The 20002-nt window shown below is 56.3% G+C and carries 18 protein-coding genes; 8 read left to right on the top strand and 10 right to left on the bottom strand.

Going from position 1 to position 20002, the window contains the following annotated elements; all coding sequences use genetic code 11:
- Positions 1-51 precede the first annotated feature (51 nt).
- Positions 52-1179, bottom strand: coding sequence for a branched-chain amino acid ABC transporter substrate-binding protein (locus tag EE896_RS01565; protein ID WP_003852205.1), 1128 nt, complete (start codon positions 1177-1179; stop codon positions 52-54).
- A 395-nt stretch (positions 1180-1574) separates the two neighbouring features.
- On the opposite strand from EE896_RS01565, the gene panM reads away from it, so the two are divergent.
- Complete coding sequence (gene panM / locus EE896_RS01560) at positions 1575-1970, top strand: aspartate 1-decarboxylase autocleavage activator PanM (RefSeq protein WP_008926293.1); 396 nt, start codon at positions 1575-1577, stop codon at positions 1968-1970.
- 60 nt (positions 1971-2030) lie between these two features.
- Here the strand turns inward: panM and rpoH are convergent, their stop codons facing one another.
- From rpoH to ftsY, 4 genes are all read right to left on the bottom strand, one after another.
- Positions 2031-2888 carry an RNA polymerase sigma factor RpoH gene (rpoH, locus tag EE896_RS01555; protein WP_003852201.1) on the bottom strand — a complete coding sequence of 286 codons (858 nt, stop codon included), beginning with the start codon at positions 2886-2888 and terminating at the stop codon, positions 2031-2033.
- Between the two features lie 239 nt (positions 2889-3127).
- On the bottom strand, positions 3128-4111 hold the full coding sequence (gene ftsX, locus EE896_RS01550; RefSeq protein WP_003852199.1) for a permease-like cell division protein FtsX: 984 nt from the start codon (positions 4109-4111) through the stop codon (positions 3128-3130).
- Positions 4101-4769 carry a cell division ATP-binding protein FtsE gene (gene ftsE / locus EE896_RS01545; RefSeq protein ID WP_003852197.1) on the bottom strand — a complete coding sequence of 223 codons (669 nt, stop codon included), beginning with the start codon at positions 4767-4769 and terminating at the stop codon, positions 4101-4103. The genes ftsX and ftsE overlap by 11 nt, the downstream gene beginning before the upstream one ends.
- A 5-nt stretch (positions 4770-4774) precedes the next feature.
- Positions 4775-6475, bottom strand: coding sequence for a signal recognition particle-docking protein FtsY (gene ftsY / locus EE896_RS01540; RefSeq protein WP_140034151.1), 1701 nt, complete (start codon positions 6473-6475; stop codon positions 4775-4777).
- 232 nt (positions 6476-6707) lie between these two features.
- Here ftsY and rsmD point away from each other — a divergent pair, with 232 nt between their 5' ends.
- Both rsmD and EE896_RS01530 read left to right on the top strand, forming a co-directional pair.
- Positions 6708-7307, top strand: a complete 600-nt coding sequence (gene rsmD, locus EE896_RS01535; protein ID WP_003852194.1) for a 16S rRNA (guanine(966)-N(2))-methyltransferase — start codon at positions 6708-6710, stop codon at positions 7305-7307.
- Positions 7297-7569, top strand: a complete 273-nt coding sequence (locus tag EE896_RS01530) for a DUF1145 family protein (RefSeq protein WP_003852192.1) — start codon at positions 7297-7299, stop codon at positions 7567-7569. The genes rsmD and EE896_RS01530 overlap by 11 nt, the downstream gene beginning before the upstream one ends.
- 26 nt (positions 7570-7595) lie before the next feature.
- On the opposite strand, the gene EE896_RS01525 is transcribed toward EE896_RS01530, so the two are convergent.
- Positions 7596-7952: a DUF2500 domain-containing protein gene (locus EE896_RS01525; protein ID WP_039660845.1), complete on the bottom strand. Its 357-nt coding sequence runs from the start codon at positions 7950-7952 to the stop codon at positions 7596-7598.
- A 145-nt stretch (positions 7953-8097) separates the two neighbouring features.
- Here EE896_RS01525 and EE896_RS01520 point away from each other — a divergent pair, with 145 nt between their 5' ends.
- Together EE896_RS01520 and EE896_RS01515 are read left to right on the top strand one after the other, a co-directional pair.
- A complete protein-coding gene (locus EE896_RS01520) occupies positions 8098-8727 on the top strand; it encodes a lysoplasmalogenase (RefSeq protein WP_003852187.1) in 630 nt (209 codons plus the stop codon).
- 95 nt (positions 8728-8822) lie between these two features.
- Positions 8823-11108 carry a zinc/cadmium/mercury/lead-transporting ATPase gene (locus EE896_RS01515; protein ID WP_140916350.1) on the top strand — a complete coding sequence of 762 codons (2286 nt, stop codon included), beginning with the start codon at positions 8823-8825 and terminating at the stop codon, positions 11106-11108.
- Between the two features lie 53 nt (positions 11109-11161).
- On the opposite strand, the gene tusA is transcribed toward EE896_RS01515, so the two are convergent.
- A complete protein-coding gene (tusA, locus tag EE896_RS01510) occupies positions 11162-11413 on the bottom strand; it encodes a sulfurtransferase TusA (RefSeq protein WP_003852184.1) in 252 nt (83 codons plus the stop codon).
- A 204-nt stretch (positions 11414-11617) separates the two neighbouring features.
- On the opposite strand from tusA, the gene EE896_RS01505 reads away from it, so the two are divergent.
- Complete coding sequence (locus EE896_RS01505; protein WP_003852182.1) at positions 11618-12283, top strand: 7-cyano-7-deazaguanine/7-aminomethyl-7-deazaguanine transporter; 666 nt, start codon at positions 11618-11620, stop codon at positions 12281-12283.
- 322 nt (positions 12284-12605) lie between these two features.
- Positions 12606-13160, top strand: coding sequence for a DcrB family lipoprotein (locus tag EE896_RS01500; RefSeq protein WP_003852180.1), 555 nt, complete (start codon positions 12606-12608; stop codon positions 13158-13160).
- 49 nt (positions 13161-13209) lie between these two features.
- On the opposite strand, the gene iolE is transcribed toward EE896_RS01500, so the two are convergent.
- The 3 genes from iolE to iolD form a co-directional block, all read right to left on the bottom strand.
- On the bottom strand, positions 13210-14106 hold the full coding sequence (gene iolE, locus EE896_RS01495) for a myo-inosose-2 dehydratase (protein ID WP_140916348.1): 897 nt from the start codon (positions 14104-14106) through the stop codon (positions 13210-13212).
- 47 nt (positions 14107-14153) lie between these two features.
- On the bottom strand, positions 14154-15164 hold the full coding sequence (gene iolG / locus EE896_RS01490; protein ID WP_003852177.1) for a bifunctional inositol 2-dehydrogenase/D-chiro-inositol 1-dehydrogenase: 1011 nt from the start codon (positions 15162-15164) through the stop codon (positions 14154-14156).
- A 62-nt stretch (positions 15165-15226) separates the two neighbouring features.
- Positions 15227-17167 (bottom strand): 3D-(3,5/4)-trihydroxycyclohexane-1,2-dione acylhydrolase (decyclizing), encoded by a 1941-nt coding sequence (gene iolD, locus EE896_RS01485; protein WP_008926298.1) that lies wholly within the window; start codon positions 17165-17167, stop codon positions 15227-15229.
- A 545-nt stretch (positions 17168-17712) separates the two neighbouring features.
- Here iolD and EE896_RS01480 point away from each other — a divergent pair.
- Positions 17713-19626: a bifunctional 5-dehydro-2-deoxygluconokinase/5-dehydro-2-deoxyphosphogluconate aldolase gene (locus EE896_RS01480; protein ID WP_033762672.1), complete on the top strand. Its 1914-nt coding sequence runs from the start codon at positions 17713-17715 to the stop codon at positions 19624-19626.
- Positions 19627-20002: the final 376 nt, after the last annotated feature.

The following is a 20002-nucleotide window of genomic DNA, read 5'->3' as shown; positions in this document are numbered from 1 at the left end:
CGGGAAAATCCTCTGCCGACGCGGCAGAGGATTGGTCTGTCGATGGAACGATTACTTAACTGCGGTAGACGAACCGTCTTTGTGCCATTTGAATACGCCGAACTCGAAGCCTTTCAGATCGCCTTTCTGATCCCAGCTCAGGTTGCCCATCACTGTTGGTACCGGCTCACCGGTTTTCAGGTTTTTCGCGATCGCGTCTGGCTCGTCGCTCTTACTGCGTTCGATACCCGCTACCAGCGACTGGATTGCCGCATAAGTGGTCCAGACGAACGGGCCGGTCGGATCCTTGCGATTCTGTGCGCTGTTGGTTTTGATGGCCTCAACAATCGCCTTGTTCTCCGGCAACTGGTCGTAGCGCTTCGGCAGCGTCACATAGATACCTTCTGATGCATCACCCGCGATATTGGAGAGTGAAGCGTTACCCACGCCTTCCGGTCCCATAAAGCCCGCTTTCAGGCCAGCCGCTTTCGCCTGACGCAGAATCTGACCCATTTCCGGGTAGTAGCCACCGTAATAAACGAAGTCGACGTTCTCTTTCTTCAGGCGCGTAATCAGCGTAGAGAAATCTTTATCGCCTGCAGTGATGCCTTCAAACAGCACCACGTTGCCGCCTTTCGCTTTCAGCGTTTTCTGTACTGATTCCGCCAGACCCTGACCATACTGCTGCTTGTCATGCACCACGGCGATACGCTTAGGCTTGATCTGATCAAGAATATAGTTCGCGGCAGTCGGGCCCTGATCGGAGTCCAGGCCGGTTGTACGCATAATGGTTTCGTAACCGCGTGCCGTCAGCTCCGGTGCCGTGGCTGCCGGGGTAATCATCAGCACACCTTCATCGTTATAGATGTCGGACGCAGGCTGGGTAGAAGAGGAGCAAAGATGGCCGATAACGTATTTAATGCCGTCGTTAACAACCTTGTTTGCCACCGCCACGGCCTGTTTCGGATCGCAGGCATCGTCATACTCTACGCCGACCAGCTTGTTGCCGTTTATGCCGCCTTTGGCGTTAATGTCCTTAATCGCCTGCGCGGCACCAGTGAACTGCATATCACCGTACTGCGCGACCGGGCCAGTTACGGCACCAACGATAGCGATTTTAATGTCGGCAGCCAGGGCGGCGTGGCTCATTGCCAGCGCAACGCAACCCGCCAGTAATGCGCGGCCTTTACTCATTTTCATGCGGACTTCCCCATCTTGTTGTGACTGTGAGTTGTGGTTTGCTGTTGCTACCGGATAAAGCCGAAAAATGATGTTTATGAATGGCTTAGCGCACTTTTCCGGTATTTTTTGATAATAAGGCTTTATTTTTCAGGTTATTAAACAGGAATTTTCTTCTTTAAATCAACTGACATATTCAGAATTGACTGAGTGAAACAGCATAATACACTGGAGGCAATGGCCGGTTTTTCACCATTTTGCCAGCGCGTTGTGCTGGATTGATCGTCTGATTTCCCTGTTTACAACTATCATCCTGGCATCCAGGCCATCTTTTGACCTGTTTTATTGATGAAAATGTGGTGGCACTCTGGTTGTATACTTTCGCTGCACTTTCCCCTATTACAGAGGTTTTTGTTATGAAGCTCACTATTCAGCGTTTAACCACGCTGACCGCGCAGGACCGCATCGATCTGGGCAAAGTCTGGCCGGATCTGGAGATTGAAAAACTGGAGCAGCACCTGGATGAGCGTCATCGTCTTTATGCCGCACGCTTTAACGATCGGCTGCTGGCGGGTCTGCAGCTGGAAATCTCAGGGATGCATGGCAAGGTCCACCGGCTGACGGTGCGCGATGTCACCCGGCGACGCGGTGTGGGACAATATTTGCTTGAGGAGACGATCAGGCAGAACGGGTCGATATCAGACTGGTGGATTGCCGATGATGGCAGTGACGATCAGCAGGTGCGGGCGGCATTTATGCAGGCGTGTGGTTTCAGGGCTCAGAGTGATGGGTGGATACTGGCGGTAGAGTAGCCTGACGCAGAAAACAAAAAGGGCGACATCATCTGTCGCCCCTTGAGGTGTCGAAGTGCGTTACGCTTCGATCGCCATACGCAGTTTCTTCATGGCGTTCTTTTCCAGCTGCCGGACACGTTCCGCTGATACGCCGTATTGATCGGCCAGCTCCTGTAGCGTGGTTTTGTTGTCTTCATCCAGCCAGCGGGCGCGAATGATGTGCTGACTGCGCTCATCCAGACCTTCCATCGCATAGCTCAGCTTGTCAGCGGCATGCGCGTCCCAGTTATCCTCTTCAATGCCGTCAGCAAAGTCAGAGGTTTTATCCTGGAGATAAAGCACCGGCGCCATCGAACGGCCTTCGCTGCTCTCATCGTCGGCAGACATATCAAAGGTCATGTCCTGCGCGGCCATACGCGATTCCATTTCACGCACATCTTTGCTGCTTACGCCCAGCTCACGCGCAACCATCTCGACTTCGTCCTGATTGAACCAGCCCAGACGCTGCTTGGTTTTACGCAGGTTAAAGAACAGCTTACGCTGTGCTTTGGTGGTCGCGACTTTCACGATACGCCAGTTACGCAGCACGTATTCGTGAATCTCCGCTTTAATCCAGTGCACGGCAAATGAAACCAGACGCACGCCCACTTCAGGATTGAAGCGACGCACCGCTTTCATCAGACCGATGTTGCCTTCCTGGACCAGGTCAGCCTGTGGCAGACCGTAGCCGGAGTAATTACGAGCGATATGAACTACAAAGCGTAGGTGAGACAGGATCAGCGTCTTTGCTGCTTCCAGATCGCCCTGGTAATGCAGCCGTTCAGCCAACGCTTTTTCCTCTTCAGCCGAGAGCATCGGCCAGGTATTCGCAGCCCGGACGTAAGACTCCAGGTTGCCAAGAGGAGCAATAGCTAAAGTTTGCATTTCTTTGGTCATTCAAACCCTCACAAATTTAGTGGAATTGCCGCACATTTCCCTGCGCAGACGATACATTACGTCAACGTCGCGCGAAATCCGAAAGCAATCTGTGCTACTTAGAGTGCTAAAGTTATCCACAAGTTCAATTATAGCGGTGAATATTTTACACACAGATGACAGGAAGGGAAGAGGGAGAAATCCTCTGCACCCACCATCGGTAGCAGAGGACCATTATAACAAAAAAATGTTGCAGGCGTTTACTGCGGCGTAAATCGACGTAAATGTTGTACCGTTGCCAGCCACGCAGCCACCCAGCCGATGATTGCTGCAATCAGTAACAGCAGCAGCGCCTCATCCCAGGAGAAGCCTTCCAGCGAGAAAGTGGTACCAAATACGGTCGCCACACTGGCGACGACAGACTGGAGACGCAGCACCAGCACTTCCGACAGCAGCAGCGACAGCACCGCGCCGCTGAACCCCAGCAGCGCCCCGCCGTAGAGGAAAGGACGCAGGATAAAGCCGTCAGTCGCACCAATCAGCTTCTGCACGTTAATCGTGTCGCGTCGGGCAAAGATACTGAGACGAACACTGTTACCGATCACCAGGAACACCGCCACGATCATCAGCACACCAATCATCGACGCGATTTGCCCCACCAGTCCGGTCAGTGCGGCCAGCCGCGCAAACCAGCTGTCATCCATCCGCACTTCATCCACGCCCTGCACTTTGGTGACCCGATCGCGCAGGCTCTGCATGGTGTCAGAGTTCTGGAAATTGAGTTTCGGCGTAATGATGGCTACCGCAGGCAGCGGATTCTGCTCCAGCATATCCATTGCGCCGCCAAAGCCTGACCAGTTGCGGAACTCATTCAGCGCCTCTTCCCGTGTCAGGTAGTTAACGTTATCCACGCCTTCGACCTGCTTGAGCTGCGCCACGACGTTTTCTGCTGCCGTGTCATCAAGCGTTTTGGAGAGATAAACGGTTAACTGCGGCGCCGGATACCATTGCGTGGCCGCCTGGCTAACGTTTTTCCACACCATGTAGCAGACGCTGGGCAGCGTCAGGGAGATGGCAATAACCATCACCGTCAGCAGCGTGGCCAGCGGCTGACGCCACATGTCTGAGAGCGTACCACGCAGTGCATAGCGCCACTGCTCCTGCCAGCCGCCCTTCAGCGCTTTACTCTTCGATGGCTGCTTCGCTTTCGGTGCAGCCGGACGTTTAATGCGTTTATTGACCATCGTGGCCTCCGTGCAGACGTCCCTGATTCAGCGTCATCATCCGGTAATTACGCCGGGCGATCAGGCCGCTGTCATGCGTTGCCATCAGAACGGTGACGCCAACGCGGTTAAACTCTTCGAACAGGCGCAGAATGTCTTCTGACAGCGCGTCATCAAGGTTACCGGTCGGTTCATCTGCCAGCAGCACGGCTGGCTTGTTCACCACCGCCCGGGCGATGCCCACACGCTGCTGTTCACCACCCGAAAGCTGAATCGGATAACTTTTCGCTTTGTCGAGCAGGCCGACTTTATCCAGCGCCGCCGAGACGCGACGACGGATATCTTCGCCGCTGGCACCGGAAATAATCAGTGGGATGGCCACATTGTCGTAAACAGAGCGATCCATCAGCAGGTGGTGATCCTGGAAGATCATGCCAATCTGACGACGCAGGAAAGGCACCTCACTGTTGCGCAGGCGGGAAATGTCATGGCCGCTGAACCAGATTTTTCCGGCACTCGGGCGCTCAATGCCACAAATCAGCTTCAGCAAGGTACTTTTACCGGCACCGGAGTGGCCGGTCAGAAACGCCATTTCGCCAGGACGCAGACGGAAATCTACTCCCTGTAGCGCCTGACGTCCGCCGAGATATGCCTTACTGACCTCTTCAAAGCGAATCATCCTAATTAGTCCTCTCGGGCAAACAATGCCTCAATAAAATCTTCCGCCTTAAACGGCCGTAAATCTTCAATGCCTTCACCGACGCCGATGTAGCGAATCGGAATACCGAACTGATCGGCCACCGAGAAGATGACGCCGCCTTTAGCGGTGCCATCCAGCTTGGTGAGCGCGATACCGGTCACGCCAACCGCTTCGTTAAACAGTCGGGCCTGGCTGACCGCATTCTGTCCGGTGCTGGCATCCAGCGTCAGCATTACTTCGTGTGGCGCTGAATCATCCAGTTTTTTCATCACGCGGGTGATTTTCTTCAGCTCTTCCATCAGGTGCGATTTGTTCTGCAGACGACCGGCCGTATCAGCAATCAGCACGTCAACGCCGCGCGATTTCGCTGCCTGAATGGCATCGAAGATCACCGACGCCGAATCTGCACCCGTGTGCTGAGCAATCACAGGAATGTTATTACGCTGGCCCCACACCTGCAGCTGCTCAACCGCCGCTGCACGGAAGGTATCACCAGCCGCTAACATCACCGTTTTGCCTTCGGCCTGATACTGGCGCGCCAGCTTACCGATGGTCGTAGTTTTACCCACGCCATTGACGCCAACCATCAGGATGACAAACGGCGTTTTGCCTGAGACTTCCAGTGGCGCATCCACTTTTGCCAGAATCGAGGCCATTTCCGCTTTCAGCAGGCCGTAGAGCGCTTCGGCGTCACGCAGCTGCTTGCGGTTTGCCTGCTGAGTAAGATGGGTAATGATGCGGCGCGTGGTATCCACACCGACATCCGCAATCAGCAGCTGCTCTTCCAGCTCATCAAACAGGTCATCATCAATCTTTTTGCCACGGAACAGACTGATAAAACCGGAACCGAGGTTCTGACGGGTTTTGACCAGGCTGCGCTTCAGGCGGGCAAAGAAGCCCTCTTTGCTGGGACGTTCCTGCTCCTGCACGATGAGTGGCGCGGCGGCCAGCGGAAGATCGCTGACGGTGTCGGATAATGTGTCTGCCGGTTCCGCGTCAGTGACGTCGGCTTCGCCCAGTGCCAGCGCGGTCAGCTCTTCTTCGGTCAGCGGTGATTCCGCTTCACTGTGAGAGATTTCAGCGGTGGGTGCGTCATCCCGTGCCAGCGCGGCCAGCCCTTCGTCGTTTAATGGCGCGTCTGCTTCACTGTGTGGCGTTTCAACGATCGGGGCGTCGCCCAGTGCCAGCGCAGTCAGCTCTTCGTCGCTTAATGGCGCGTCTGCTGATGCGTCCGGGATTTCAATGATCGGAGCGTCGCCCAGCGCCAGCGCGGTCAGCTCTTCTTCGCTTAACGGCGCGTCTGCTGATGCGTCGTCCGCGATCGGCGTGACCACGTCGTCGGCATCGATAACCGGCGTCGCGTCATGTTCAGGTGCGGAGACGTCCAGTAATGCTTCAGGATCGGCCTCAATCGGCTCAGCCTCATCCAGCACCGCCGGTGCTGATTCGTGCGGCGCAGCCGCGGTGACGTCCGCCTCACGCTGCTGTTCGGCCACCGTTTCGGTGATAGCGACAGTCTCTTCCGCTTGCGCTTCAGCCTGGCTTAATGCCGGCGCTTCCTGTTCAGTCTGCTGCTGTGCGGGTTCTGCGACCTCGTGTGTCTGCTCCTCCGCTACAGGTTGTTTCTCTTCCTCTTTGCCAAATCCCAGCCAGGAAAAAAAGCCACGTTTTTTCTCTTTTGCCATTGTGTGACGACACTCCTCGATGGCTTTGTCCCGGTCGCGCGTGGTTTCCAGGGGTAAATCAATGAAAGTCGGTCAGCGCCAGACCGGCGTAAACCGCAGAATAATGCATGACTTCAGCAACTCAGTAGTCTAACACTTTCCAGCCAGCTCACCACAGCACCCTTTTTTAACGTTTCTTCTCACCGATTCGCCCGTTAAACTACGCAACAAATTATGACGAGTTGTGAGCAAGATGAATAAAAACCCCCGCAGTACAGGCGGTGCCGGGCAGATTCGCATCATTGGCGGCCAGTGGCGCGGACGTAAATTGCCGGTGCCGGACAGTGCCGGACTCCGCCCGACCACCGATCGGGTGCGTGAGACACTGTTTAACTGGCTGGCCCCGGTGCTGCCAGAGGCGCGATGCCTCGACTGCTTTGCCGGTAGCGGTGCATTAGGACTGGAGGCGCTATCGCGTTACGCGGGATCGGCTACGCTACTGGAGCTGGAACGGCCTGTGGCACAACAGCTGACAAAAAATCTGCAGACGCTGCGCGCGAGCAATGGCACTGTGATTCAGACCAATGCGTTAAACTGGCTGGCACAGCCGGGTACCCCGTTCGATGTGGTGTTTATTGATCCGCCGTTTCGTCAGGGATTGCTGGAGCAGACGTTGCAGTTGCTGGAGCAGAATCACTGGCTGGCCGACCAGGCACTGATTTACGTCGAAAGTGAAGTGGAAAATGGCGCACCGCCGGTGCCGCCCGAGTGGGATCTTTATCGCGAGAAAATAGCCGGACAAGTGGCTTATCGTTTGTATCAACGTCAACAGGAGACGCAGGATGTTACTTAATTTGGGGCGTCTGTTGATGCTATGCGTGTGGGGATTTTTACTGGCTAATCTGGTTCATCCCTACCCGAAACCGCTGACGTATTTTATCAACGTTGCGCTGATTTTCATGATCCTGATGCATGGCCTGCAGCTGGTTTTACTGCGCACCACGCAGACCAAAGATGCGCCGCCAATTGACCGCGTCACCCAGGCCAAAGTGTTTCTGTTCGGGGTGTTCGAACTGGTCGCCTGGCAGAAGAAAAACTTCCCACGCAAGAAATAGTGTCGTGCGGGCGCTATGCCCGCCCGTTACTGCAGGGGCGTGAAGCTGATAAAGCGCGTGCCCTGCATCTTCAGCTCGCCTCTCGCGCCTTTATCCAGCTGATGATATTCCGCCTCCTTCAGCTGCACCTTGATGTCGCTGGCCCCGTTCAGTGGATGAAACAGCACCTCATACCGCATCTCTTCTCCGGCGATCACCTCACGCTGCCGTGAACGGCGATTGGGAGAAGGAAATTCACGTTTAGTTTTGACCTCGGCCTGCAGAGAACGCACCGGTGAGGCATCATTGACCGCCACTTCACGGCGTTGCTTAATGAACTGACGGGTCGCCAGCACGGCGATTATCGCCAGGACAATGATAAAGATTAGCGGCGGTTTGCTCATAGTGCTCTTGTGCCTGCGGGGAAAATTAATCAGGCGGTAAAGCATACAACCAGAGTTGACCGATTGTCACATCTCAGGGGCTTAACCTAAACTGGAAGGGATATTTTGGGATCTTTCACCACTTTGAGTAAAAAAGGGAGAAACAATGCTCTGGTCTTTCCTCGCTGTACTTTTCTCCGGCTGGCTCTATGTCGACGCCACCTATCGCGGCCCTCAGTGGCAACGCTGGCTGTTTAAACCGGTCACACTGCTGCTGCTTGTCGGGCTGGCCTGGCAGGCGCCGGTGCTGCAGACCACGGACTACCTGATTCTGGCCGGTCTGGTCGCGACACTGGTCGGTGATGCGTTAACGCTGCTGCCGCGTCAGCAGATGCTCTATGCCGTCGGGGCTTTCTTCCTGTCGCACCTGCTTTATACGCTCTGCTTCGCCGCCAGCATGACCATGACCTTCTTCTGGCCGATTCCGCTAACGTTGCTCATTATCGGTGCCGCCCTTACTGGCATCATCTGGAGCCGACTGGAAGATCTTCGCTGGCCTGTCTGTACGTTTATCGGCATGACGCTGGTGATGACCTGGATAGCGACCGAGCAGTACTTCTTCCGTCCAACCGATTACAGCTTCTCTATCATGGTCGGTGCCGGCCTGCTGCTGCTGGCAAACGCCGTCTGGTTTATCTCGCACTATCGCCGTCGCTTCACCGCTGACAGCGCGATCGTCGCCGCCTGCTACTTTGCCGGTCATTTTATGATCGTGCGCTCATTGTGGGTCGTCTGAGAAAATAGCCTTGACTCTGGAGTTCACTCCAGAGTGTAGGATAGCGGGATGAGCCGGGTTGCTCATCCCGCTTTTTTTTACACTCTGGAGGTCATATGCATCAACATCACGCCTGTGGCTGCGGCAAACCGCGTGCCAGCCACGCCGCAGCGAAACCGCTGTGCCAGGTTCGTCAGGCCCGTCCCCTCTCCCTTTCTATTCATGCTGCTACACCCGTAACGGCGGATACAGCGGGCTGTTGCTGTGACAGTAACAGCAGCCCTGGCAATGACGCCGACGCCGCTGAGGAAAGTGACCGGCGAGGCTCCTGGCCCTTTAGCTGGCAGGTCAGCGGGATGGATTGCCCGAGCTGCGCCCGCACCATTGAAACCGCCGTCCGTCAGGTAAAAGGCGTGACCGACGCCCGCGTGCTGTTCAGCAGCGAAAAGCTGGTCGTCAACGCCGATCAGGATGTGCAAAACGCCGTTGAACAGGCGGTGAAAAAAGCCGGTTTTCAGCTCGCCATTCCATCAGCCTCGTCACCCGCCACGGCAGCCACTCCGGGCTGGCAACAGAACCGGATGCTGATTTTGCTGGCATTGCTGGTACTCGTCAGCAGCGTCGTCAGCCAGTTCGCGCCCGCCTGGGGCGATCGGCTGTTTGTGCTGACCACGCTGGTCGGCCTGATCCCGGTCGCGCGCGGTGCATGGCAGCGCATTCGCAGCGGATCGCCTTTTACCATTGAGACATTAATGACACTGGCGTCAGCCGGTGCGCTGATTATTGGCGCGCACGCTGAAGCCGCGATGGTGCTGGTGCTGTTTCAACTGGGCGAACAGCTGGAAAGCTATGCCGCTTCCAGGGCGCGCAGCGGCGTCACCAGCCTGATGGCCTTGCGGCCTGAGTCGGCTATTCGCCTTGAACAGGGCAAACGTCGTGAAGTACCGCTGGCGGCGCTGCAACCCGGCGATGTGATTGAAGTCGCGGCGGGCAGCCGCCTGCCGGTCGACGGCCGTTTAATCAGCCCGCTTGCCAGTTTCGATGAGAGCGCGCTGACCGGAGAATCATTACCGGTCACGCGGGCCAGCGGCGAAAAGATTCTCGCCGGCGCCACCAGCGTGGATCGGCAGGTAATGCTGGAAGTGGTGTCGAAGCCGGGTGAAAGCGCGATTGACCGTATCCTGCAGCTGATTGAAGAGGCGGAAACGCACCGTGCGCCGGTAGAACGCTTTATCGATCAGTTCAGTCGCTTCTATACGCCACTGGTGATGCTACTGTCGCTGCTGGTGATGGTGGTGCCGCCCCTGCTTTTCGCAGGCGACTGGCAGCCGTGGATCTACAAAGGTCTGACGCTGCTGCTGATTGGCTGCCCCTGTGCGCTGGTGATCTCCACGCCCGCCGCGATTACCTCCGGGCTGGCGGCGGCGGCGCGACAGGGCGCGCTGATTAAAGGCGGTGCGGCGCTGGAGCGGCTGAGTTCGCTGCGCAGAATGGCGTTTGATAAAACCGGCACACTGACGCTGGGCAAGCCACAACTGACGCAGATCCTGCGATTTGGCGAGGCCAGCGAATCAGAGATGCTGGCGCTGAGCGCCGCTGCGGAACAGGGTGCGACCCATCCACTGGCCAGCGCTATCGTGGCGGCCGCGCAGGCGCGTGAGCTGGTGACTCCTGACGCGCAGGATCAGCAGGTGCAGGCCGGACGTGGTATCCGTGCGCAGGTCTCAGGCCAGCAGATTCAGCTGCTGACGCCAGGCCATGCTCCCGGTCTGACGCCGAAGCAAAATGCGCAGATAGCGCAACAGGAAGCCGAAGGTGAAACGCTGGTAGTGCTGATGCGCGATGGCGAAGCGCTGGGTGCGCTGGCCCTGCGCGATCAACTGCGCGACGACGCCGTGGAGGCGTTAAAGGCGCTGAAAAAGCTGGGCATTGAGAGCCTGATGCTGACGGGTGACAATCCTCGCGCCGCAGCAACCATTGCCCGCCAGCTCGATATCGATTATCGCGCCAGCCTGCTGCCCGCCGATAAGGTGGCGGCCATCCGTGAACTGAGTCAGCAGCAGCCGCTGGCGATGGTCGGAGATGGTATTAACGACGCCCCGGCGATGAAAGCGGCGACGCTGGGCATTGCCATGGGTAGCGGCACTGATGTCGCGCTGGAAGCGGCCGATGCGGCCCTGACGCGAAATCAGCTCAGCAATCTGGCCCCGATGATTGCGCTGGCACGCCGGACACGGCGCATCATCCGCCAGAATATCGGTATTGCGCTGGGTCTGAAGGCGATTTTCCTGGTCACTACCCTGATGGGCCTGACCGGACTGTGGCTGGCGGTGCTGGCAGATTCCGGTGCGACCGCGCTGGTCACTGCCAACGCCTTGCGGTTACTGCGTCGTCGCGCCTGAGTGTGAGGCTTCTGATCGATGAGTAAAGTTAACGACGGCCCGAACGGCTGTCGTTAACCCGCCATGCCTTTACGAATCAGAAACTGATAAGGCAGCGTGTCGGTCTGCTGCGCCAGCAGGCCATGTTCCATAAAGCGGCAGAAGCCGGGAATGTCGCGCGTCGTCGCCGGATCGTCGGCGATAATCAGCAACGTCTCGCCATCCTGCAGGCCGCGTACGGTTTTGCGCACCATCATCACCGGCTCCGGGCAACGCAGGCCACGGGCATCCAGCTGATGATCGGCAGAGGAAAAAGCATCGCTCATAATCAACTCGGTTCAGCAAAAGGGCGCCTATTCTAGCGCGTGCTGGCGGTGAAGCAAGGCGATAACGATTGCGTTAAAATTAACCATTGCATAAAAAGCACAACGCGGTAAGATGCCGCCGCTTTTTGCTCATAAAACTGCCAGGCGCTGCCCGAACGGCGTCCCGCAATGGGTTCCCTCACCCCAACAATAAAAAGGTTGAATATGCTCGCATTTTCTTCACGTCAGCGCATGCATGCGCTTTTCTGGTTGTCGCTGTTTCACCTGCTGGTGATCACATCAAGTAACTATCTGGTACAGCTGCCAATTTCTGTCTTTGGCTTCCACACCACCTGGGGTGCATTCAGCTTTCCCTTTATCTTCCTGGCGACCGATCTCACCGTGCGTATTTTTGGCGCACCGCTGGCCCGACGCATTATTCTGGCTGTGATGATCCCGGCGCTGTTTATCTCTTACGGCGTTTCGGCACTGTTTTATCAGGGTGAATGGCAGGGCTGGCAGGCACTGGAAGTCATGAATCTCTTTGTTGCCCGTATCGCCTGCGCCAGCTTCATGGCTTACGCGCTGGGTCAGATCCTCGACGTTCATGTATTCAACCGTCTGCGTCGTCTGCCACAGTGGTGGATAGCACCCGGCTGTGCCATGTTCCTGGGAAATATCAGCGATACGCTGGCCTTCTTCTTCATCGCCTTCTACAAAAGTCCTGATGCCTTTATGGCGCAGCACTGGGTTGAGATTGCACTGGTGGATTACAGCTTCAAAGTGCTTATCTGCATGGTCTTCTTCCTGCCCGCCTACGGCGTACTGCTCAACGCCGCGCTGAAGCGTCTGGCGGAACGCCAGACCGCCCGCCAGGTCAATTTCGGCTGAGCCGGGTTTATCAGACGTTATTGTTGCAGGCAGTCTGGACACGGACAGCGCGGAACAATCCGTAGTACACGTAGTTCGTGAGGATTACTCGCTGCGCTCGCCCCTTCAGGGCCGCCCTGACGGGCGTTCAGGTTGCTAAAGCAGCCTGTGTGAGCACTGCCCAGGTTCAGAATGACAAAAAAATAGTCTGATTGGCCAGGCGCTAAGAGCCCATACCATTTCCGCCATTACCCGCTAAGATCTTCTGACAATCATCAGGTTGCGTTTGCAGCCTGATTCCTGTTGTATTACTGCCTGACTGGAAACTTAAAAAGGGATTCTGATGCGCAATCTGGTGAAATATGTAGGAATGGGTTTACTGGTATTGGGCTTAGCCGCCTGTGACCAGAAGAAAGATGAAGCGGCGAATGACAACGGCGTCAGCGCCAGTCAGTCGGCGCAGACTGTCACGCTGATGGATGGCAAACTGAGCTTCTCACTGCCACCAGGCATGTCAGATAAAAGCGGTAAACTGGGTTCGCAGACCACGAACATGCACGTTTACGCAGATGAAACCGGTGCCCGCGCCATCATTGTGATTGCCGGCGACCCGACCAGTGATGGGCTGGATGTGCTGTCGAAGCGCATGGAACAGCAGCAGCGTAACCGCGACCCGCAGCTGCAGGTGGTGTCGAACAAATCTGTGACGCTGAAAGATCAGCCCGCACAGCAGCTGGATACGGTGATTTCTGCCAACAATCAGACCTCATGGTCTTCTGTGGTGCTGGCTAAAGTCGATGGCAAGCTGGTGACACTGCAGATTACGCTGCCAGGCGATAATCAGCAGCAGGCGCAGAGCGATGCAGACAACATTGTGAAAAGCATTACGCTGAAGTAAAACAAAAGGCTGGCTTCCCACGGGGAAGCCAGCCTTTATTCAGAGCAGATTATAAACCTGTATTTTCCCGGATATATTTCCGCGCTTTCACGGCATATTCAAAAGGATTGGCCAGCGCCGGATCCTGCTCCGCTTCCACCACCATCCAGCCTTTGTAGCCGTAATCATCCAGAATTTTAAACACCGGTTTGAAGTCGATCACGCCATCGCCAGGCACGGTAAAGGTGCCCTTTTTCACGCCTTCCAGGAATGAGAGATGATTCTCCCGCACCTCAGCGACCACCTCATCACGCACATCCTTGAGATGAACGTGGAAGATGCGCGGCAGATATTTTTCCAGTACCGCCAGCATCTTCTGCTGGGAGCCTTCGGAGTAGTAGACGTGGCCAGTGTCATAGAGCAAACCCACCTGCTCGTCAGTCATCGCCATAAACCGGTCAATCTCTTCCGTGGTCTGAATGCCAGTACCCATGTGGTGATGCAGCGTCACGCGCATCCCTTTCTCCGCTGCAATGCGGGCGAGTTCGTTGTAGCCTTCTGCCGTTAACTGCCACTCTTCATCGCTGAAAATCGCTTTCTCTTCAAACACCGCAAGCCCGGTGCCCTGAATACTTTTACTCTGCTCAGAACAGCCGATCACCCGCGCGCCCATCGCATGCAGGAAGTTCATGTGCTCGATGAACTGTTCGATGGTTTTCTCTTTGTCACCGTTGGCGAAAAAGGTGCTGAACCAGGCGTTGCAGATCTGGATGCCGCGAATGTCGAGCATCGGTTTCAGAATCGCCGGATCGCGCGGGTATTTGCTGCCCACTTCGCTGCCGGTAAAGCCAGCCAGCGCCATCTCACTCACGGTCTGCTGGAAAGTATTTTCACTGCCGAGATCCGGCATGTCATCGTTGGTCCAGCCGATCGGCGCGATAGCCAGTTTTACGTTCTCTTTGTTCATTTTCTCATTCCCAGGCGGAGAGCGGCCAGGCCGCATAGACAGCTGAATCAGTTATAGAAAGCAGGACGTGGCGGCATCTCTACCGGCTCAATCGCACCACTGTTCTGCGCTTTGATACAGGCATCGGCGGCCACGGAGGCGGCAAAGCCATCCCATGCAGAAGGTCCGGTAAGCTGGCCCGCTTTGATGTCGTTGATAAACGCCTGCAGCTCAACGTCATACGCTTCGATAAAGCGATCTTTCCAGTCCACCAGAATGGTGTTCGACAGGCGCGCATCTTTGCGCAGCTGTACTGATGAAGGCTCCGGCAGACGAGCAATCCCCTCTTCACCGACCACTTCACACTGAATGTCATAGCCGTAAGCGCAGTTAACAAAAATCTCAACGTCGATACGCACCCCTTTGTGGGTTTCGAACAGGACGATCTGCGGATCTTTCAGCTGACCATGCGACTTCGACGTCACGCGCGGGAAGATGACCTGCACGGTTTTATAGTCGTCGTTTGTCAGCCAGCGCAGCACATCCAGCTCGTGGATGAGGGTGTTGGTGATCGCCATCGGCGTGGTGTAGTTCTCTGGCACGGTCGGGTTGCGGTGCGCGCAGTGCAGCATCAGCGGCTCACCGATATCGCCATCGGTAATCACTTTTTTCAGGGCGCGATAGCCCGCATCGTAAGGACGCATAAAGCCGACCTGCACCAGGCGTTTACCGGCCTGGATCTCTGCATCCACCACCCGGCGGCAGCCCTCGGCGCTCATCGCCAGCGGCTTCTCACAGAACACCGGTTTACCGGCGGCAATCGCCGCTAAGGTGAACTCTTCATGGGTTGGATCCCATGAGGTGACCAGCACCGCATCAACATTCGGTGACTGAATCACATCGTGGCCATTTTCGAACACCTCCGCCTCAATGTTCAGGCGCTGCAGTGCAGCACGCGCGCCTTCGACATTGATGTCAGAGACGGCAACCACCTGGGCACCCTGCAGCACATGGCTGCAGCGGCGAATATGTTCCTGACCAATTGCACCTGTACCGATGACACCAAGTTTCAAAGTCATAATTACACCTGTGTAGGGTTCGTACGGAGAAGAGGAAAACGGGCCGCAGCACGGCCCGGAAATTAATATTTGCGCGCCTGATCCAGATGGCTGTTGAGCTTGTCCGCCACCGCCTGAGCGCGTTCGGTCTTCGACGCCTGCGCCACACCGACATGCCACCAGCTGAAATATTTGTGGATCATGGTTTTAGGCAGCACTTTGATGTCGATAAGGGTGGAAACCGTCTGGGTGCGGGCATCTTCCAGCGCCGCTTTGAGCTGCTCCAGCGTGGTGACACGATAGGTTTTGCAGCCATAACCGGCAGCAATCGCGGCGAAATCGACCGGGATAAAACCGCCGTCCAGCTTGCCGCCTTCCGGGTTACGGAAGCGGAACTCGGTGGTGAAGCTGTCCATGCCGTGTTCCATCTGCAGGTTATTGATGCAGCCGTTGGTCATGTTATCCAGCAGCACCACGTTAATTTTCGCCCCTTCCTGAATCGAGGTGACCAGCTCTGAGTGCAGCATCATAAAGGAGCCATCACCGACCAGCGCATAGACCTCGCGCTGCGGTTGCGCCAGCTTCACACCCAGCGCGGCATTCACTTCATAGCCCATGCAGGAGTAGCCATATTCAACGTGGTAGGCGTTGTAATCTTTGGTGCGCCAGACGCGCTGCAGGTCACCCGGCAGACTGCCTGCCGCTGCCACGACCACCGCATCTTTTGGCAGTTGCTCGTTCAGCGTGCCGAGTACGCTGCTTTGCGTCAGCAGCGACTGGGTCAGGCGGTTAAATTCAGCGAACACCGCTTCGCGGTCGAGATGGTCAGCAATCTCCGGCACAAAGTCGCCATCGTGATATTCCACCTGGTAGACGCGCTGCGTCTCTTTCAACAGCTGACTCTGCGCCTGCTCAATCTGGTTGCCCCAGTCGTTGCTGTAGTGCTGTGAGGCCAGCGCGGCAGTGAGCGCGGTCAGCCCTTCGCGGGCATCGGCCAGCAGCTGCACGCCATCCAGCTTGTAGCTGTCGAAGTTGCTGACATTGATGTTCAGGAAGCTGACATCGGGATGCTGGAAAATCCATTTCGATGCAGTAGTGAAATCGGTGTAGCGGGTGCCGATGCCGATCACTAAATCGGCCTCTTTTGCCAGCAGGTTAGCGGCCAGACAGCCGGTTTCACCCACGCCGCCGACGTTCAGCGGATGGTCAGAAACCAGCGTGCCTTTGCCCGCCTGCGTCTCGGCAAAGGGAATCTGATAACGCTCAGCAAACTGGCGCAGCGCCTCGCCCGCTTCGGAGTATTTCACACCGCCGCCGCAGATAATCATCGGCTTGCGCTTACGATTAATCAGCGTCAGGGCATCTGCCAGCTGCGCCGCCACCGGCAGACGGCGATCCAGACGGTGCACACGTTTCTGGAAGAAGTAGTCCGGATAATCCCAGGCTTCGCCCTGCACATCCTGCGGAAGAGAGAGCGTGACCGCGCCGGTTTCAGCCGGATCGGTGAGTACGCGCATGGCATTGATACAGGCGGACATCAGTTGCTCCGGGCGGCTGACGCGATCCCAGTATTTGCTGACGGCGCGGAAGGCGTCGTTGGTGCTGATGCTGAGGTCGTAGCTCTGCTCAATCTGTTGCAGTACGGGATCGGGCTGGCGGGTAGCGAAGACGTCGCCGGGCAGCAGCAGCAGCGGAATGCGGTTAGCTGTCGCCGTCGCGGCGGCAGTGATCATATTCGCCGCACCAGGCCCCACGGATGAACTGCAGGCGATAATCTGACGGCGCAGTGACTGGCGGGCAAAGCCGGTGGCAGCATGGGCCATGCCCTGCTCATTACGGCCCTGATAAACCATCAGATCGCCGCTATCCTGTTCCAGCGCCTGGCCCAGCCCCAGCACGTTGCCATGGCCGAAGATCGCGAAGATACCTTTGACGAACTTCGTTTCAACGCCATCGACATCAATGAATTGATTATCCAGAAATTTAACCAGCGCCTGTGCCGTGGTCAGTCTGATAGTGCTCATATTCTTCCTTACATGCTGGTGGACCCCGACTTCCGCGACAGCACGCCAGGCGTTGTCTTGGGCGGAAAAGGCGACCGGAATAACTGAAACGTGAGGCGATTATAAACAAATATTTTTTTCATAAAACACGATTACAGAAGAAACATTTCATTTTGCGAGTGAGATCAAATTTAATGGCGGCTTCAGGTCTGACGGGGGATTGCAGAGGGGAAATCTGGAACGTTTAAAAGAGAGTGGCACATGATGAAAAAATTTATTTCAATGCAGCAGCATGCCTGACTGGCGTGCGGATTCCTGCGATCCCCTTCACAACCCTGGCATACCGGACATCGTGCCGACGAAGACTGCGCAGACGGAAGAGAATCAGGAGTTTTACCTGGTTCACAAAATTGCGATGGATATTTCATTTCGTATTGAATATGGAATTTTTATTCCTCATAATTCTCCCATTGTCAGTCAGACACCCACAGACCCGGATGCAGAGCGAATATAGCGTCGACCTTTTCGCCCGCCAGCCCTGCTAATCACAAGAGGAAACCACAGGTATGAGTACACAACAGAAGCCGCTTGATGTGATTTGTATCGGGCGAATTGCCGTTGATTTTTATGGCCAGCAAATTGGAGCGCGGCTGGAAGATGTCACCTCCTTTGCGAAATATCTGGGCGGTTCCTCAGGCAACGTCGCCTATGGCACCGCGATTCAGGGGCTGAAATCAGCGATGCTGGCGCGGGTGGGAGATGAGCATAATGGTCGCTTTCTGCGTGAAGCGTTGCAGCGCGTCGGCTGTAATACCGATGCGCTGATCACCGATCCGCGGCGTCTGACGGCTCTGGTGATCCTGGGCATCAAAGACGAAGAGACTTTTCCGCTGATTTTCTACCGTGATAACTGCGCTGACATGGGGCTGGTGCCGGAAGATATTGATGAAACCTTTATTACCTCTTCCCGCGCGGTAGCGGTAACCGGTACTCACTTATCGCATCCACAAACCCGTGAAGCTGTGCTGAAAGCGCTGGATATCGCCCGCCGCAACGGTCTGCGAACGGCGCTGGATATTGATTATCGCCCGGTATTGTGGGGGCTGACCTCTCTGGGTGATGGTGAAACGCGTTTCATTGAGTCTTCCCAGGTTACGCAACAGTTGCAGGAAGTGGTGCACTATTTCGATTTGATCGTCGGCACCGAAGAGGAGTTTCACATTGCCGGTGGCAGCACCGATACCCTGACTGCTCTGAAGAACGTTCGCAAGGCGAGCCTGGCAACGCTTGTCTGCAAACGCGGTCCGCTGGGTTGCGTGGTATTTGAAGGGGATATCCCGGATAGCTGGGAAGAGACTCAGCTGCACACCGGCGTGCGCGTTGACGTGCTCAACGTGCTGGGCGCGGGTGATGCCTTTATGTCTGGCCTGCTGCGCGGCTGGCTGAATGATGAAGGCTGGGAGCAGGCGTGCCGTTACGCCAACGCCTGTGGGGCGCTGGTGGTTTCACGCCACGGCTGTGCCCCGGCCATGCCAACCAAAGCGGAACTGGATGATTTCCTGAGCCGCGACAAAGAGGTGAAACGTCCCGATCTCGACAGTCGTCTCAACCACCTGCACCGCGTGACCACCCGCAAGCAGGCGTGGCCGGAGCTGAACGTTTTCGCTTTTGATCATCGCAAACAACTGGCGGACATGGCGGAGGAAGCGGGCGTGGATGAAAGCCGTATTCCACAGCTGAAACTGCTGCTGCTGGAAGCCGCTCAGGAGGCCGCCAGAGAGGCGGGATTAGAGAATAAGAGCGGTATTCTGGCGGATACCACCTATGGTCAGAAAGCGCTGAATGCCATCACCGGGAAGAACTGGTGGATTGGCCGTCCGATTGAGCTGCCGAGCTCACGTCCGCTGCGCCTGGAGCATGGCAACATTGGCTCGCAGCTGATCGACTGGCCCGCCGAGCACGTCGTGAAATGTCTGGTGTTTTATCATCCTCACGACAGTGCTGAACTGCGTAAAGAGCAGGATGACGTGGTGCTCGACGTCTGGAATGGCTGTAACAAAAGCGGGCATGAGCTGCTGCTGGAAGTGATTCTGCCGGAGAGCAACCCGGATAAAAATGAAGCCTATTACCTTAATATGCTGGCGCATTTCTACAGTCTGGGCATCCAGCCTGACTGGTGGAAACTGCCACCGCTGTCCGCGGAAAGCTGGCAGGCGATCAGCACGCTGATTGAGCAGCAGGATCCCCACTGTCGCGGCATTCTGTTGCTCGGTCTGGATGCGCCTGAAGAGAAGCTTAAAGCGGGCTTTGCCGCGGCGGCCAACGCGCCCTGGGTGAAAGGCTTTGCGGTGGGTCGCACCATCTTTGGTCAGCCTTCGCGCCAGTGGCTGCAGGGTGAACTGGACGATCAGGCGCTGATTGAGACCGTTAAAGGCAATTATCTGCGGCTGATTGAGTACTGGCGTGCTGCCCGCGCCTGATTTCATGCTCTGCTATAGACTGTCTCAACCGCGATGGCCTCAGACGGCTGACTTACTCAAGGCAGGGTGAAGGTTGCAGCAACAAATAAGCTCAACGCGCAGGTAACATGGTCAGAGGAGGAAAGCGTCCCGCGCCAGGGACGGGGCGGGCCGAGCGGCCATGGATGGCTTAAGCGACTTTCCGATCTGACCATGTTACCTGAGCCTGCGCGAACTCATAGCACGCAGAGACAGACTCTTTCATCACGCTATCCCAACCGGGATGGCGTTTTTTACTGGTTACCCTCCCAGCCTGCTGGCATTTCATCCCGGTTTTCAGCCTGACATTGCCCGCGAAGAGTCACGCCTCGGGCGCTAAAGCTAATCTGTGAACCAT

It is taken from the genome of Pantoea eucalypti (assembly GCF_009646115.1).
Taxonomy (GTDB): domain Bacteria; phylum Pseudomonadota; class Gammaproteobacteria; order Enterobacterales; family Enterobacteriaceae; genus Pantoea; species Pantoea eucalypti.
This window is presented reverse-complemented; position numbering and strand designations above follow the sequence as displayed.